Annotated in this window: 15 protein-coding genes; 11 read left to right on the forward strand and 4 right to left on the reverse strand. The window is 63.4% G+C overall.

All coding sequences use genetic code 11. The features are described from left to right. The first annotated feature begins 45 nt into the window (after positions 1-45). From rplU to FM069_RS02740, 5 genes are all read left to right on the forward strand, one after another. Positions 46-357, forward strand: a complete 312-nt coding sequence (gene rplU, locus FM069_RS02720) for a 50S ribosomal protein L21 (protein WP_143486747.1) — start codon at positions 46-48, stop codon at positions 355-357. A gap of 38 nt (positions 358-395) precedes the next feature. Then, positions 396-653, forward strand: a complete 258-nt coding sequence (gene rpmA / locus FM069_RS02725) for a 50S ribosomal protein L27 (RefSeq protein ID WP_143486748.1) — start codon at positions 396-398, stop codon at positions 651-653. Between the two features lie 132 nt (positions 654-785). Then, positions 786-2,003, forward strand: a complete 1,218-nt coding sequence (gene cgtA / locus FM069_RS02730) for an Obg family GTPase CgtA (RefSeq protein ID WP_143486749.1) — start codon at positions 786-788, stop codon at positions 2,001-2,003. A 91-nt stretch (positions 2,004-2,094) separates the two neighbouring features. Beyond that, complete coding sequence (gene proB / locus FM069_RS02735; protein ID WP_143486750.1) at positions 2,095-3,213, forward strand: glutamate 5-kinase; 1,119 nt, start codon at positions 2,095-2,097, stop codon at positions 3,211-3,213. Between the two features lie 10 nt (positions 3,214-3,223). After that, entirely contained in the window at positions 3,224-3,676 is a 453-nt protein-coding gene (locus FM069_RS02740; protein WP_143486751.1) for a CreA family protein, read from the forward strand. 57 nt (positions 3,677-3,733) lie between these two features. On the opposite strand, the gene rpsT is transcribed toward FM069_RS02740, so the two are convergent. Then, entirely contained in the window at positions 3,734-4,012 is a 279-nt protein-coding gene (rpsT, locus tag FM069_RS02745; RefSeq protein WP_143486752.1) for a 30S ribosomal protein S20, read from the reverse strand. A 214-nt stretch (positions 4,013-4,226) separates the two neighbouring features. Between rpsT and murJ the strand changes: the two genes are divergently transcribed. The 6 genes from murJ (at position 4,227) to ispH (ending at position 11,614) form a co-directional block, all read left to right on the forward strand. Continuing rightward, positions 4,227-5,765 carry a murein biosynthesis integral membrane protein MurJ gene (gene murJ, locus FM069_RS02750; protein WP_143486753.1) on the forward strand — a complete coding sequence of 513 codons (1,539 nt, stop codon included), beginning with the start codon at positions 4,227-4,229 and terminating at the stop codon, positions 5,763-5,765. Positions 5,766-5,835: 70 nt separating this feature from the next. Beyond that, on the forward strand, positions 5,836-6,771 hold the full coding sequence (gene ribF / locus FM069_RS02755; protein ID WP_143486754.1) for a bifunctional riboflavin kinase/FAD synthetase: 936 nt from the start codon (positions 5,836-5,838) through the stop codon (positions 6,769-6,771). An 18-nt stretch (positions 6,772-6,789) separates the two neighbouring features. Continuing rightward, positions 6,790-9,621 (forward strand): isoleucine--tRNA ligase, encoded by a 2,832-nt coding sequence (ileS, locus tag FM069_RS02760; protein WP_143486755.1) that lies wholly within the window; start codon positions 6,790-6,792, stop codon positions 9,619-9,621. A 39-nt stretch (positions 9,622-9,660) separates the two neighbouring features. Further along, positions 9,661-10,164, forward strand: coding sequence for a signal peptidase II (gene lspA, locus FM069_RS02765; RefSeq protein WP_143486756.1), 504 nt, complete (start codon positions 9,661-9,663; stop codon positions 10,162-10,164). Beyond that, positions 10,157-10,594 (forward strand): FKBP-type peptidyl-prolyl cis-trans isomerase, encoded by a 438-nt coding sequence (locus tag FM069_RS02770; protein ID WP_143486757.1) that lies wholly within the window; start codon positions 10,157-10,159, stop codon positions 10,592-10,594. The genes lspA and FM069_RS02770 overlap by 8 nt, the downstream gene beginning before the upstream one ends. Before the next feature lie 75 nt (positions 10,595-10,669). Continuing rightward, positions 10,670-11,614, forward strand: a complete 945-nt coding sequence (ispH, locus tag FM069_RS02775) for a 4-hydroxy-3-methylbut-2-enyl diphosphate reductase (RefSeq protein ID WP_143486758.1) — start codon at positions 10,670-10,672, stop codon at positions 11,612-11,614. A 33-nt stretch (positions 11,615-11,647) separates the two neighbouring features. Here the strand turns inward: ispH and FM069_RS02780 are convergent, their stop codons facing one another. The 3 genes from FM069_RS02780 to FM069_RS02790 are packed head-to-tail and all read right to left on the reverse strand — an operon-like array spanning position 11,648 to position 15,935. Continuing rightward, positions 11,648-12,043 carry a type IV pilin protein gene (locus tag FM069_RS02780; protein WP_143486759.1) on the reverse strand — a complete coding sequence of 132 codons (396 nt, stop codon included), beginning with the start codon at positions 12,041-12,043 and terminating at the stop codon, positions 11,648-11,650. Then, entirely contained in the window at positions 12,040-12,375 is a 336-nt protein-coding gene (locus FM069_RS02785) for a PilY2 family type 4a fimbrial biogenesis protein (protein ID WP_143486760.1), read from the reverse strand. Before FM069_RS02785 ends, FM069_RS02780 begins: the two co-directional genes overlap by 4 nt. Continuing rightward, on the reverse strand, positions 12,375-15,935 hold the full coding sequence (locus FM069_RS02790; RefSeq protein WP_143486761.1) for a pilus assembly protein: 3,561 nt from the start codon (positions 15,933-15,935) through the stop codon (positions 12,375-12,377). Before FM069_RS02790 ends, FM069_RS02785 begins: the two co-directional genes overlap by 1 nt. Position 15,936: the final 1 nt, after the last annotated feature.

Consider the following 15,936-nt stretch of genomic DNA (forward strand, 5'->3'; position numbering starts at 1 on the left):
TACATCTATAAAGCGTCGGGTGAGCAGGTTTAACGGAGAACATCCATGTACGCAGTAATCGTTACCGGTGGCAAGCAATACAAAGTCGCCGAAGGTGAATACCTCAAGATCGAAAAACTGGAAGTCGCCACGGGCGAATCCGTGACCTTCGATCGCGTTCTGCTGGTTGGCAACGGTGATGCCGTGCAGATCGGCGCCCCGGTGGTCGCAGGCGCGACCGTCGTCGCCGAAGTGGTCGCCCAGGGCCGCCACGATAAAGTGCGCATCATCAAGTTCCGCCGCCGCAAGCACCACATGAAGCGCCAGGGCCACCGTCAGTGGTACACCGAGATCAAAATCACCGGTATCCAGGCCTGATTTTCTCGGCCCGGTTCCCTTATTTGGAGGCTTGATTCATGGCACACAAAAAAGCTGGCGGTTCTACCCGCAACGGTCGCGATTCGGAATCTAAACGCCTTGGCGTGAAGATGTACGGCGGCCAGGTCGTCAAGGCCGGCAACATCCTCGTGCGTCAGCGCGGCACCCAGTTCCACGCCGGCTACGGCGTTGGCATCGGCAAGGACCACACCCTCTTCGCCAAAGTCGAAGGCGTGGTTAAGTTCGAAGTCAAGGGCGCCTTCGGTCGTCGCTATGTGAGCGTCGTCGCGGCCTGATCGCGGCGTTGCTGGAAAAGCCCCGTCTCGCGACGGGGCTTTTTTGTTTCTGCTGCAGGGAAACCCGGATGTCCAGGGCTTCCTGTATCCTATGTCTTTTGTTTTTTGACCCGCCGCAGGGTGGGAGGCGCCATGAAATTCGTCGATGAAGTATCCATTCACGTGAAAGCCGGTGACGGCGGCAACGGTCTCATGAGTTTCCGCCGCGAGAAATTCATCGAAAAGGGCGGCCCCAACGGCGGCGATGGGGGGGACGGCGGTTCCGTGTTCCTCGAGGCCGACGAGAACCTCAACACCCTGGTGGATTACCGCTATACCCGTCGTTTCGATGCCCAGCGCGGCGAGAATGGCGGTAGCAAGGACTGCACCGGACGCAAGGGTGACGACCTGACCCTGCCGGTGCCGGTGGGAACCACGGTGATTGATGCGTCGACCCAGGAGATCATCGGCGACCTGACCAAGCCCGGTCAGCGCCTGATGGTGGCCCAGGGTGGCTGGCACGGGCTGGGCAATACCCGGTTCAAGTCCAGTACCAACCGTGCGCCGCGGCAGACCACCAAGGGCAAGCCGGGCGACGCGCGTGATCTGAAACTGGAACTGAAGGTGCTGGCTGACGTGGGCCTGCTGGGCCTGCCCAATGCCGGCAAGAGCACCTTTATCCGTGCCGTTTCAGCGGCGCGTCCCAAGGTGGCCGACTACCCCTTCACCACCCTGGTGCCGAACCTGGGCGTGGTCAGCGTGGGGCGCTACAAGAGCTTCGTGGTCGCCGACATCCCCGGTCTGATCGAGGGGGCGGCGGAAGGCGCGGGTCTCGGAATCCGCTTCCTCAAGCACCTGGCGCGCACTCGTCTGCTGCTGCACCTGGTGGACATGGCGCCCCTGGACGAAAGCGATCCGGCGGCGGCTGCCGAGACCATCATCCAGGAACTGGGGCGCTTCAGCCCGGCGCTGACCGAGCGCGATCGCTGGCTGGTGCTGAACAAGGCCGACCAGTTGCTGGACGAGGAGCGCGAGGCGCGGCTGCAGGCCGTGGTGGATCATTTGCGCTGGGAAGGGCCGGTATTCGTGATTTCCGCCCTGGAGCGCGAAGGCACCGAGGCCCTGAGCCAGGAAATCATGCGCTATCTCGACGAGCGCGCCCTGCGCATGGCCGAGGACCCGGCCTATGCCGAGGAGCTGGCGGAGCTGGATCAGCGCATCGAGGACGAGGCGCGGGCCCGCCTGCAGGCGCTGGACGACCAGCGCGCCCTGCGCCGTGCTGGCCTGAAGAGCGCCGGCACCGAGGATGACGATGATTTCGAGGACGACGAAGACGACGAGGACGGTCCGGAAATCTTCTACGTACCCTGATCTGGCGTCGGGCGCGTGGCGCCCGGCCCGGCGGTGGCGGACGCGCGGCATGCCCTCCGCCGATGACCAATCGGATCGATAAGGCGAGACCATGCGGGACAAGGTGAGCGGCGCGCGGCGCTGGGTGGTGAAGATCGGCAGCGCTCTGCTGACCGCCGATGGGCGCGGCCTGGATCGGGCCTCCATGGCGGTCTGGGTCGAACAGATGGTGGCGTTGCGAGAGGCGGGCATCGAGCTGGTGCTGGTTTCCTCCGGCGCCGTGGCGGCGGGTATGAGCCGCCTGGGCTGGGCGAGCCGGCCAAAGGCCATGCACGCGCTGCAGGCGGCTGCCGCCGTGGGGCAGATGGGCCTGGTGCAGGCCTGGGAGTCGAGCTTCGGCGAGCACGGCCGACACACCGCCCAGGTGCTTCTGACCCACGACGACCTGTCCGACCGCAAGCGCTACCTGAATGCCCGTAGCACCTTGCGGGCGCTGGTGGAGCTGGGCGCGATCCCGGTCATCAACGAAAACGACACCGTGGTCACCGATGAGATCCGCTTCGGCGACAACGACACCCTCGCCGCCCTGGTGGCGAATCTGGTGGAAGCCGATCTGCTGGTGATCCTCACTGATCGCGACGGCATGTTCGATGCCGATCCCCGCAGCAATCCCGATGCACAACTGATCTTCGAAGCACGGGCCGACGACCCCGCTCTGGACGCCGTGGCGGGCGGCACGGGCGGGGCGCTCGGTCGGGGCGGCATGCAGACCAAGCTGCGGGCGGCACGCCTGGCGGCACGCTCCGGTGCCCATACCGTGATCGTCGGCGGGCGCATCGAGCGCGTGCTGGATCGCTTGCGTCAGGGGGAGCGCCTGGGGACGCTGCTGGCGCCCGAGCGCGGCCTGCTGGCGGCGCGCAAGCAGTGGCTCGCCGGGCACCTGCAGACCCGCGGCACGCTGGTGCTGGACCATGGCGCGGTGAAGGCGCTGGTGGAGGATCGCAAGAGTCTGCTGCCGGTCGGGGTCAGGGATGTGCAGGGGGCGTTCCGTCGGGGCGAAATGGTCGTCTGTGTCGCCGAGGATGGTCGTGAGGTCGCCCGGGGGCTGGCCAACTACAGCGCGGTCGAGGCGCAGAAGATCGTCGGCCAGCCATCCGACGCTATCGAGCGCCTGCTGGGCTACGTGAGCGAGCCCGAGCTGGTGCATCGGGATAACCTGGTTCTGGTGTAAGGGGCGATCGATGCTGAAGGCTTATCTGGGTCTGGTGGTGGCGGCCGTGCCGTTCCTGGCGTCGGCGGAGCAGGTGGGTGAGGTCTCCACGGTATTCAAGTGGCTCGGCCCCAACGACAAGGTGGTGGTGGAGGCGTTCGACGATCCCAAGGTGGAGGGAGTGACCTGCTACCTGTCGCGTGCCAAGACCGGTGGCGTCAAGGGTGGGATGGGCCTGGCGGAGGACCGTGCCGAAGCGTCGCTGGCGTGTCGCCAGGTGGGGCCGATCCGCTTCGTCTCCGAGCTCAAGGAGGGCGAGGAGGTGTTCAAGGAGCGCACCTCGCTGGTGTTCAAGACGATGCAGGTGGTGCGGTTCTTCGACAAGAAGCGCAACACCCTAGTGTACCTGGTCTACAGCGACCGGGTCATCGAGGGCAGCCCGCAGAATGCGGTCACGGCCATTCCGATCATGCCCTGGCAGTGAAAAACTGCAGGCAATAAAAAACCGGCCAATGGCCGGTTTTTTATTTCGATCGCTCGATCAGGCAGCAGCGGCTTCGCCGAGGGCCTTGATGTGAGCGTTCAGGCGGCTCTTGTGACGAGCGGCCTTGTTCTTGTGGATGATGCCCTTGTCGGCCATACGGTCGATCACGGGGACAGCCAGGGTGTAGGCGGTCTGGGCCTTCTCGAGGTCTTTGGCGTCGATCGCCTTGACCACGTTCTTGATGTAGGTGCGGACCATGGAGCGCAGGCTGGCGTTATGGCTACGACGCTTCTCAGCCTGTTTAGCGCGTTTTTTGGCAGAAGGTGTATTGGCCACCGTCAAGCTCCTCGAAAACTGGGATACCGGGATAAATAAGGCGGCAGATCATGCCGACCGCTCGTGTCGATGTCAAGCCAATTCGTATCGCTCGGGGTGGTCGGACTGGCGGCCGCTGGGTACACTCCTCGGCGTTCCCCGCCGCGTCGCGTCGACCCGAGGCTTCTGCCGGTCCGCTTCGTCTGTCCCGGCCCCTTCGATGTCGTAACCCAGCATGAATCTACTCAAGTCGCTCGCGGCGGTCAGTTCCCTGACGATGGTGTCCCGCGTGCTCGGTTTCATCCGCGAGACCATCGTGGCGCGCATCTTCGGTGCCGGAATGGCCACGGATGCGTTCTTCATCGCCTTCAAGCTGCCCAACCTGCTGCGGCGCATCTTCGCTGAGGGAGCCTTCTCCCAGGCGTTCGTGCCGATCCTGGCGGAGTACAAGAGCCAGCGGGGCGAAGAGGCAACCCGCACGTTCCTGGCTTACGTGTCCGGGCTGCTGACCCTGATCCTCGCCCTGGTGACGCTACTGGGCGTGCTGGGCGCGCCCTGGGTCATCTGGGCGACCGCGCCGGGGTTCGCCGACAACCCGGAGAAGTTCGAGCTGACCTCTTCGCTGCTGCGCATCACCTTTCCCTACATCCTGCTGATTTCGCTGTCTTCTCTGGCCGGCGCGGTGCTCAACACCTGGAACCGCTTCGCCGTGCCCGCCTTCGTGCCGACCCTGCTCAACGTGGCGATGATCGGCTTCGCGCTGTTCCTCACGCCTTACTTCCACCCGCCCATCGTCGCCCTGGGCTGGGCGGTACTTGCCGGCGGCGTTCTACAGCTGGTCTACCAACTGCCGCACCTGAAGAAGATCGGCATGCTCGTGCTGCCGCGCCTGAACCTGCGGGACACCGGGGTCTGGCGGGTGATGAAGCAGATGCTGCCGGCCATCGTCGGGGTGTCGGTCAGCCAGATCTCGCTGATCATCAACACCATCTTCGCCTCCTTCCTCGCCGCCGGCTCGGTGTCCTGGATGTACTACGCCGACCGGCTGATGGAGCTGCCGTCCGGCGTGCTGGGCGTGGCCCTGGGCACCATTCTGCTACCAGCCCTGTCGCGTACCTATGCCAGCGATGATCGCCAGGAGTACTCGCGGCTGCTGGACTGGGGGCTGCGGCTGTGTTTCCTGCTGGTGCTGCCCTGTTCCCTGGCCCTGGCGATCATCGCCGAGCCGCTGACCGTCGCCCTCTACCAGTACGGCAAGTTCACCGCCTTCGATGCTCAGATGACCCAGCGCGCGCTGGTGGCCTATGCCGTCGGGCTGCTGGGGATCATCTTGGTGAAGGTGCTGGCGCCGGGGTTCTATGCCCGCCAGAACATCCGCACGCCGGTGCGGATCGCGCTGTTCACCCTGGTGGCGACGCAGCTCATGAACCTGGCCTTCATCGGGCCCCTCAAGCATGCCGGCCTGGCCCTGGCTATCGGCCTGGGCGCCTGCCTCAATGCCGCGCTGCTGTACTGGCAGATCCGCCGACACCGGTTGTTCGATCCCCAGCCAGGCTGGCCGGTATTCCTGTGCAAGCTGGTGCTGGCGGCCGGGGCCATGAGCGCGACGCTGCTGGGCCTCATGGCGTTCATGCCGGCCTGGGACGAGGGGGGCATGCTGCTGCGTTTCGGCCGCCTGGGGGTGCTGGTGGCGGCCGGCGTGCTGGTGTACTTCGGCCTGCTGGCGCTGCTCGGCTTCCGCCTCTGGCATTTCGCCCGGCGCGCGCAGCCGTGATCCGCCGGGCGCCTGTCGCACCCGGTCGGGTGTGCGTATAATCGGCCACTTTGTGAGCAAGAAGCGCGTTATGCAGCTGGTCCGAGGCCTTCAGAACCTGCGGCCCGCCCATCGAGGGTGCGTCGCCACCATCGGTAATTTCGACGGCGTGCACCGTGGCCACCAGGCCATTCTCGCGCGGCTGCGCGAGCGCGCCGCGGAGTTGGGGCTGCCCACCTGCGCGGTGATCTTCGAACCGCAACCCCGCGAATACTTTTCCCCGCAGACCGCACCGGTCCGCCTGATGCGCCTGCGGGACAAGGTGGAGCGGCTGGCGGCCGAGGGTGTGGACCGGGTGCTCTGCCTGGCCTTCAACCGCCGCCTGCGCGAGCTGAGCGCCGCGGCCTTCGTGCACCAGGTCCTGGTGGAAGGGCTGGGTGTGCGGCACCTGGAGGTGGGCGATGACTTCCGCTTCGGCTGTGACCGGGCCGGCGATTTCGCCTTCCTGCGGCAGGCCGGGGCGCTGGAGGGCTTCAGCGTCGAGGAAGCTGCCACCGCGGAACGGGATGGCCACCGGGTCAGCTCCACCCGGGTGCGCGAAGCTTTGGCCGACGCCGACTTCTCCCTGGCGGAGCAACTGCTGGGTCGGCCCTTCGCCATCGCCGGCCGGGTGCTGCACGGCCAGAAGCTGGCGCGCCAATTGGGCACGCCGACCGCCAACGTCCAGCTCAAGCGTCGTCGCGTGCCCCTGGCCGGGGTCTACCTGGCCAGCGTCGAGCTGGACGGCCAGCGTTGGCCGGGCGTGGCCAACATCGGAGTACGGCCCACCGTGGAAGGGGACGGCCGCGCGCATCTGGAAGTGCACCTGCTGGATTACGCCGGCGACCTCTACGGCCGCCGGGTGAGCGTCACGTTCCACCATAAGCTGCGCGATGAGCAGCGTTTCGCCTCCCTCGAGGCGTTGAAGTCGGCGATCCACGCGGACATCGCCGCCGCCCGGACCTACTGGCAGGGCGTTACCCCTTGATGACGAGCCTGGACTGACATGAGCGATTACAAAGCGACTCTCAATCTGCCGGAAACGGCGTTTCCGATGAAGGCCGGTCTGCCTCAGCGCGAGCCGGAGACGCTGCAGCGCTGGAACAGCATGAGCCTCTATCAGAAGCTGCGGCAGATCGGCGAGGGTCGCCCGACGTTCATCCTCCACGACGGCCCGCCCTACGCCAACGGCAGCATTCACCTGGGCCACGCGGTCAACAAGGTCCTCAAGGACATGATCGTGCGCTCCAAGACCCTCGCCGGCTTCGATGCGCCCTATGTGCCGGGCTGGGACTGCCACGGGCTGCCCATCGAGCACAAGGTGGAGGTCACCCACGGCAAGGGCCTGCCCGCCGACAAGACCCGTGAGCTGTGCCGCGCCTATGCCAGCGAGCAGATCGAGGAGCAGAAGGCCGGCTTCATCCGCCTGGGGGTACTGGGCGACTGGGACAACCCGTACAAGACCATGGACTTCGCCAACGAGGCCGGCGAGATCCGCGCCCTGGCGGAAATGGTCCGGGGCGGCTTCGTGTTCAAGGGCCTCAAACCGGTGAACTGGTGCTTCGACTGCGGGTCGGCGCTGGCCGAGGCGGAAGTGGAGTACGCCGACAAGAAATCCACTGCCCTGGACGTGGCCTTCCCGGTCGCCGACCAGGCGGCCCTGGCCGATGCCTTCGGCCTGCCGGGCCTGGAGAAGCCTGCTGCCATCGTCATCTGGACCACCACGCCCTGGACCATCCCGGCCAACCAGGCGCTGAACGTGCACCCGGACTTCGTTTATGCCCTGGTGGACACCGGCGAGCGCCTGCTGGTCCTGGCCGAGGAGCTGGTGGAAAGCTGCCTTGCTCGCTATGGCCTCGAAGGCACGGCCATCGCCACCGCCCCGGGCGCTGCCCTGGAGCACATCCATTTCCACCATCCGTTCTACGAGCGGTTGTCCCCGGTCTACCTGGCCGAGTACGTGGAGCTGGGCGCAGGGACCGGTGTGGTGCACTCGGCGCCGGCCTATGGCGAAGACGACTTCGTCACCTGCAAGCGCTACGCCATGAGCAACGACGACATCCTCACTCCGGTGCAGAGCAACGGGGTCTATGTCGACAGCCTGGAGTTCTTCGGCGGCCAGTTCATCTGGAAGGCCGGCCCGGCCATCGTCGAGAAACTGCGTGAGTCCGGCGCGCTGATGCACACCGAGACCATCACCCACAGCTACATGCACTGCTGGCGTCACAAGACGCCGCTGATCTACCGCGCCACCGCCCAGTGGTTCGTCGGCATGGACAAGCAGCCGCTGCAGGGCGATACCCTGCGCCAGCGCTCCCTGGCGGCCATCGAGCAGACGCGCTTCGTGCCGGACTGGGGCCAGGCGCGCCTGCACGCGATGATCGCCAACCGCCCGGACTGGTGCATCTCGCGCCAGCGCAACTGGGGCGTGCCGATTCCGTTCTTCCTGCACAAGCAGACCGGGGAGCTGCACCCGCGCACCGTCGAGCTGATGGAAGACGTGGCCACGCGCGTGGAACAGCAGGGCATCGAGGCGTGGTTCAAGCTGGACGCCGCCGAACTGCTGGGTGACGAAGCTGCCCAGTACGACAAGATTAGCGACACCCTGGACGTCTGGTTCGATTCCGGCACTACCCACTGGCACGTGCTGCGCGGCTCGCATCCCATGGGCCACGCCCAGGGGCCCCGCGCCGACCTCTACCTGGAAGGGTCCGACCAGCACCGCGGCTGGTTCCATTCCTCGCTGCTGACCGGCTGCGCCATCGACGGCCATGCGCCGTATCGCGCTCTGCTCACTCACGGGTTCACCGTGGACGAGAACGGTCGCAAGATGTCCAAGTCCCTGGGTAACGTCATCGCCCCGCAGAAGGTCAACGACACCCTGGGCGCCGATATCCTGCGGCTGTGGATCGCCTCTACCGACTACTCCGGCGAGATGGCGGTCTCCGAGCAGATCCTGCAGCGCAGCGCCGATGCCTACCGGCGCATCCGCAATACCGCGCGCTTCCTGCTCTCCAACCTGAGCGGTTTCGACCCGGCCAGCGACCTGCTGCCGGCGGAGGAGCTGCTGGCCCTCGATCGCTGGGCCGTGGACCGCGCATTGCTCCTGCAGCGGGAGCTGGAGGAGCACTACGACGAGTACCGCTTCTGGAACGTCTACTCCAAGGTGCACAATTTCTGCGTGCAGGAACTGGGCGGCTTCTACCTGGACATCATCAAGGACCGCCAATACACCACGCCGGCCAATAGCGCCGCGCGGCGTTCCTGCCAGACCGCGCTGTTCCACATCGCCGAGGCCCTGGTGCGCTGGATCGCGCCGGTCCTGGCCTTCACCGCCGACGAGATCTGGCAATACCTACCAGGCCCGCGCAACGAGTCGGTGATGCTCAACACCTGGTACACCGGCCTCGCCGAACTGCCGGAAGGCTTCGAGCTGGGACGCGCCTACTGGGATGGCGTCATGGCGGTGAAGGCGGCGGTCAACAAGGAACTGGAGAACCAGCGCGCCGCCAAGGCCATCGGCGGCAACCTGCAGGCCGAGGTTACCCTCTATGCCGATGCCGGGCTGGCAGCCGACCTGGACAAGCTGGGTGACGAGCTGCGCTTCGTGCTGATCACATCCAAGGCCGGCCTCGCGCCGCTCGCCCAGGCGCCGGCCGATGCGGTGGCGACGGAAGTCGAGGGCCTGAAGCTCAAGGTGGTGAAGTCCAGCCACGCCAAATGCGCGCGCTGCTGGCACCATCGCGAAGACATCGGCGTGAGCGCCCAGCATCCGGAGATCTGCGGTCGTTGCGTGGAGAATATCGAAGGGGCGGGTGAGGTTCGTCGGTATGCCTGAGTCCCTCGACACCGCTTTTTTTCAGGAGTGGATGACGCCATGAGCGCACGTTTCGGCAAGCTGGGCTGGCTATGGCTCAGCGCCCTGGTGTTCGTGCTGGACCAGGTGACCAAGAACCTGGTCGTGCAGCACTTGGCCTACCTCGAGCGTATCCAGGTCATCCCGGGCTACTTCGACTGGACCCACATCTACAACACCGGGGCCGCATTCAGTTTCCTCTCGGATGAGTCCGGCTGGCAGCGCTGGCTGTTCGCGCTGATCGCCATTGGCGTCAGCGCCGTGCTGGTGGTCTGGATGAAGCGTCTCAAGCACGACGAAACCTGGCTGGCCCTGGCGCTCGCGCTGGTGCTGGGAGGCGCCCTGGGCAACCTCTACGACCGCATGGCGCTGGGTCACGTGGTGGATTTCGTGCTGGCGCACTGGCAGAACCGTTATTACTTCCCGGCCTTCAATCTGGCCGACTGTGGCATCACCGTCGGTGCGGTAATGCTGGCGCTGGACATGTTCCGTACCAAGAAAACCGGAGAAACCATCCATGGCTGAGCCGCGCATTGGCCAGAACAGTCAGGTCACTTTGCATTTCGCGCTCAAGCTGGAATCCGGTGACGTGGTGGACAGCACGTTCGACAAACAGCCGGCGACCTTCGTCGTCGGCGATGGCAACCTGCTCCCCGGCTTCGAGGCTGCGCTGTTCGGCCTCAAGGCTGGCGACAAGCGCACCCTGCCGATCGCCCCGGAGCAGGGCTTTGGCCAGCCCAACCCGCAGAACGTGCAGGTCATGCCCCGTTCCCAGTTTGAGGGCATGGCGCTGTCCGAAGGCCTGCTGGTGATCTTCAACGATGCCGCCAATACCGAGCTGCCCGGCGTGGTGAAGCACTTCGACGACAGCCACGTCACCGTGGACTTCAACCATCCGCTGGCCGGCAAGCCGTTGACCTTCGAGGTGGATATCCTCGACGTGAAAGCCCTGTAAGCTGTAGCCATCCTCTGCGGAGGCGTTCCGGCCTCCGCTGTCTTTTCGTTTCCCGCGCGCCGTACGAGGTCTCGCATGCACATCAAACTCGCCAACCCCCGCGGCTTCTGCGCGGGCGTCGACCGGGCCATCGAGATCGTCAACCGGGCCCTGGAAGTCTTCGGGCCGCCGATCTACGTGCGCCATGAAGTTGTGCACAACAAGTTCGTGGTGGAGGACCTGCGTGCCCGTGGCGCCCTCTTCGTCGAGGAGCTGGACCAGGTACCGGACAACGTCATCGTCATCTTCAGTGCCCATGGCGTGTCCAAGTCTGTACGGGACGAGGCCGATCGGCGCGGCCTGAAGGTCTTCGACGCCACCTGCCCGCTGGTGACCAAGGTCCACATGGAAGTGGCGCGCTACAGCCGCGACGGGCGCGAGTGCATCCTCATCGGGCATGAGGGCCATCCGGAAGTGGAGGGCACCATGGGCCAGTACGACGACCGCAATGGGGGGGCCATCTACTTGGTGGAGGACGAGGAGGACGTGGAGCGGCTGCAGGTGAACGACCCGCAGACCTTGGCCTTCGTCACCCAGACCACCCTGTCCATGGACGATACCAGCCGGGTGATCGATGCATTGCGTCGGCGCTTCCCCAGCATCGGCGGCCCGCGCAAGGACGACATCTGCTACGCCACCCAGAATCGCCAGGATGCGGTGAAACAGCTCGCCAGCGAGTGCGACCTGGTCCTAGTGGTAGGCAGCCCCAACAGCTCCAACTCCAACCGCCTGCGCGAGCTGTCCGAGCGCATGGGCACGCCGGCCTATCTCATCGATGGCGCCGAAGACATGCAGCGGGGCTGGTTCGACGGGTGTGCCCGTATCGGCATCACCGCCGGCGCATCGGCGCCGGAAGTGCTGGTGCGCGGCGTGGTGGAGCGCCTGCGTAACTGGGGGGCATCGGGTGCCGAAGAGCTGGATGGGCGGCCGGAGAACATCACGTTCTCCATGCCGAAGGAGTTGCGGGTCAAGGCGGTTTAAGGAGCAAGGTCTGTATCGATACAGGCCTTTTCCTTATTTCCAGCACTCTTCCTTACTGGCTGTTCCGGTAACGTCCCTGACGCCTGCAGCGGTGACAGTCAAGCTTCCGCATTTGTCCCTTACTTGGGCGTTCTGGGGAGTTGCCTGCAGTTTATAGTCGGTCGTGGAAGCCGTCGGGATACTCAGCGTATATAGTTTATTGCTCGACTGCGTGTCGAGACGCAGATCGCTTACAGACGACGCATAGACGTTGTTTTGAGCGAAGAAGCGCTCTTGACGGGCCGCTGCATCCATCAGCAGCGCTTTCCCCTCACTTCGATTGCTTCGAATGACGTAATTCGAGTAGCTGGGGATGGCGATGGCACCCATGATGCCCAATACCGTCACTACGATGAGCAACTCGACGAGGGAAAATCCGCGCGATTTCATTGTTGAGGTACCGTTGGATTGCTCGTTATGGGGTTAATTAGCACCGGGGCAGCGGTATTCACGGTTATCGATTCGATAACAGGTTCAGGTTTGTCCACTGTGCCGCTGAAATTGACGACTTGCCCAGGCTTGAGTTGAAAAAGTATCGGGCTGCCATTTTCCTGAAGGCTGTTGGGCAGCTTGTAGCGTTTTCCATCGACCAGCACGATATTTTTCTCGACGAGCACGTCTTGGACGATGCCCACCTCTTCGAAAGTTTCTGCCAGGGCGCTACCCATATGCAGGGCAACGCCACATCCAATTGCCAGCAGAAATCCAGGCTGCCGTTTCATTAGTAGTCCTCGATGGTGCGCCAATTCTGGCGGCCATTGGTTCGCGGTGACGTGTGGAAGTCCTGGCAGCCCTGAGAGGTGCAGACGGTGGGGTCGCCGTTCGCGCCTTGGGTTACGGTGAAGTCTGTACCGGTGCCCTGGCTCATTCCTGAATAGACCGTATTGTTGAAGTTGTCGTTGTTGTCGATGACGCCGTTCTGGCCGAAGTCGAACACCGTGAAAGACGTGGCACCGCCCGTGAAGGGGTCCAGGCCATACAACCGGCCGGTCGAGCCGCTGGCACAGGGGTCGTCATTGGGGGTCAGGCTCGCGGCCAACAGAACGTCGCCAGACACACTCATGTCCTGGACCACCATCTCGCCCTTGGGCGTGCCTGGGTTCAGGTCGAGGTACCAGCCGGATTTCTTCGTCCAGTCGACGGGGTTGGTGGTGAGCTTGTCCACCTCCCGGGTGGAGGTCGTCGTCTTGACCGAACCGTCGGCATTGTAGGAATAGTCCCCGGTAGACGGGTCGATGACCTTGTTGGTGAACGTCACGTTGCTGCGAGTCAACGTCTGGGCCTGCAGGCTGCCGCGAGTCAGGGCCGGCGTGGTGCTGGCGGACTCGCCCAGGGTCTGGGTATCCCAAATGCCATACAGGCTCATGGCACGCGTGGTATCCGCTGTCGCGTCGTCCTGCTCCACGTACTTGCCGGTCCCGAAAATCACGATGTAACCCTTGCGGCTGGGATGACGTACCAGGGAAGGGGCCGCTGTGATGGACTGCCGGGTGCCGTTGGACGCGAGTGCACTGTAGAGCGGCTTGCCGCCGAACGAGACCTGGAAGCCGCCGTAGGTGCCGCGCTCGGGGGTGAATGGAACGTTGCCGATCGCCGCGCCACTGTACAGGTCGAATCGCCACAGGTTGCCCTGCAGATCGCCGGCATAGGCATAGTCGGCGACACCATCGCTGTTGTTGTCGGCGAGCTTCGGCGTCGACAAGCCGTTGGCCACGTTGGCCGTGCCTTGGACCTTCAGCTCCTTGAGCAACGTGCCTTTTTCCAGGTCGATGACCAGCAAGGCGGCTTGGTCGTTCTCGCTTCCGTAGCCATTGCCCGTTACCACTGCCCACTTGCCACCGTGCAGGCGCGCCACGGTGGGTTTGCCGAAGGTATAGCCCAGCTCCGAGTACTTGTCGGTGCCGAACTCCCACAGCAGCTTGACGTTGGCCGGATCAGTGATGTCCAGGGCGAAAAGCCCTTTGCCACCCGCTCGCAGGGTACCGATTAGGATGGTTTTCCACGCGCCATTGATGAGGGCATCGGCCACGACGGGGGTGCCGTCCACGTAGAACTGGTGAGCGCCCCCCACGTATTTCACGGCGCTCAGGCGGTTGAGCTTTTCATGGACCGCGGTAGGAATGAACGCGAAGGTCTCTTCCCCCGTATCAGCGTTGAAGCCGTGCAGCATGCCATCGTTGGCACCAACGTAGATGCGCTTCGCACGGCTTTCCTGATCCTTCACGAACGCGCTGTAGGTGTTGTTCGGGTCGAATGCACTGGACAACAACCAGGGCAGGTATTGCGCCTCGCCAACCAGCACGGGTTTGGAGTTCACGATATCGCCCAGTACGGAGCTGCGGGCCCGGAAGATGCGGGAAGAATCGGAGGCGCCATCCTTCATTTCCAGCGAGCGATCGCCCGACAGGAAATTCAGGCGTTTCTCGCCATTGGTATCGGCCTTGTTATCCTGATCGAAGTCTCGATTCAGCAGGGTACCCAAGGCCGTATTCTTGATATTGCTCCAGGTGAACCGAGTCAGTCCGTTGCCGGAAGTGCTACCGCTGGCAACGTAGATATACCGGCTGCTATAGGTCTTGGCCCCTAGCTTGCTCGCCGCTCGCCAGACTTCGCTCACTACCGGGGAAACCCCCCGCTGGTTGCTCAGTACAGTCTTGGTACGGATCAGGTCACCGCTCCACTGCTTGGAGCTGTCGAACGTGGTCTGGTTGCCGTAGCGAATCAGGCCGGTACCGTCGGAGCTGACCTCGGAGCCCACCGCTGGAGCGGTTGCCGAGGTTTCCTTGGCATTGATGGACGTGAGGATCTTCTCGAATGCGTTGACCAGCGCCTCGGGCGTATCGGCGCTGAAGAACTCGCCACGGGAGTTGACCGCGGCGTGCCACAGGTCATAGACGTTGTTGGCATTGTCGTTACCCACGGCCGGCCAGGCCTTGGTCCCGGCAAGCAGCTCGGCGATATTGGAGTAGGTGCTGCCGCTCCAGGTGGGGGCGGAACCACTGGTCAGCGAATTACCCAGGCCGAGCCCGACAGTAAAGTTCACCAGGTGTTGCCAGGTCGCCGGGTCGTTGCGAGGATCCCAATATTCGCTGTCGCTGAGATCGGACGGATCATCCGTGCTCTTGCTGACATAGTTGAGGTTCATCTTGACCTTGTTTTCGATATTGGTACGCGCATCGGTTGCCCAATAGTAATAGGCCATATCGGCTAGTGTGCCGCTATAACTATCCTTGTAAGGCGCTCGAGGCGTATAACTGCGTCCACCTGGCATGCTGGATGAAACATCATCGCGCGGGCTCAGGACATAGCCTGATCCAGTTACCCCGTTCCACATGCCATCGGTCATCATCACATGATAGCTAGCACGGCATGCGAAGGTTTTCCCTTGAGCATCGACAAACATTGAGCTGTTATTCTTCAAATAATCGCCAGCACGCTTTAGGGCAGCATGTAGCGGAGTGCCTCCGTTTGCATCAATCTTGGCGAGCCAATTAAAGAAGTTGACTCGTTGCTGTTTGCTGAACTCCTTAACGCTAGCGTTACTGCAAGCACTGGATGTGCTGCCAATAGAGCAGGTGTTCAGGTTCTGCCAGTTGATGCGGATGTTCTCCGGGAGGCGGACAAAAGCCAGGTTGGCTGCAGTTTTCGTGGCAAGTAGGCGATTGCGGTAGAAGGAGTACCAAATGGCAAAGTTGGTCTCTTCAGCGCTTGTAACGTATTGAAGGGTGTAACAGCTATTCGAATATGAAGGTGAGTTGGCCGGACAGCCGTTCTTGACGGAATAGGTATAGTAATGTGCACGCCCATTACAGCTGTCTCCAGACGCGCAGTAGTTTAGAAACGCGTCCGTGCCCCATTGAGGCCTGTAACTGCTGGACAGGTTCGTAGAGCCGTCGGAGGTATCGTACCCATTGATCCAGGCGCGCGTGAAACTGGGCGTATCGTAGTCGGTTACAACGATCTGATCCCCCGAGAGCGACACTTTCTTGGGGAGCTGATACGTGTAGTCGGGGTTGTAGTACATCGGGTTATAGGTATTGGACCGCGCCGCCCGATAGGAAGATATGTTGTAGATAGCATCGGGCGCATAGGCCCAGGCCATACTGCCGGAGTCATCGAGGGTCAGCAGCAGGTTTGGAGCAACCCCTTCCGACAACATCAGGGGCTGCTGGCTGATATCCAGCTTGGTGACGGCCGAGGCACTTTGTGCCGACAGGGTCATGGCCACGCCCAGCAGGAAGGCGATCGAACCTTTACCGGCAGAAGCAAAGATAGTGTTCATG

Origin of the sequence: Pseudomonas mangiferae, assembly GCF_007109405.1 — a bacterium.
GTDB classification, from domain to species: Bacteria; Pseudomonadota; Gammaproteobacteria; order Pseudomonadales; family Pseudomonadaceae; genus Pseudomonas_T; species Pseudomonas_T mangiferae.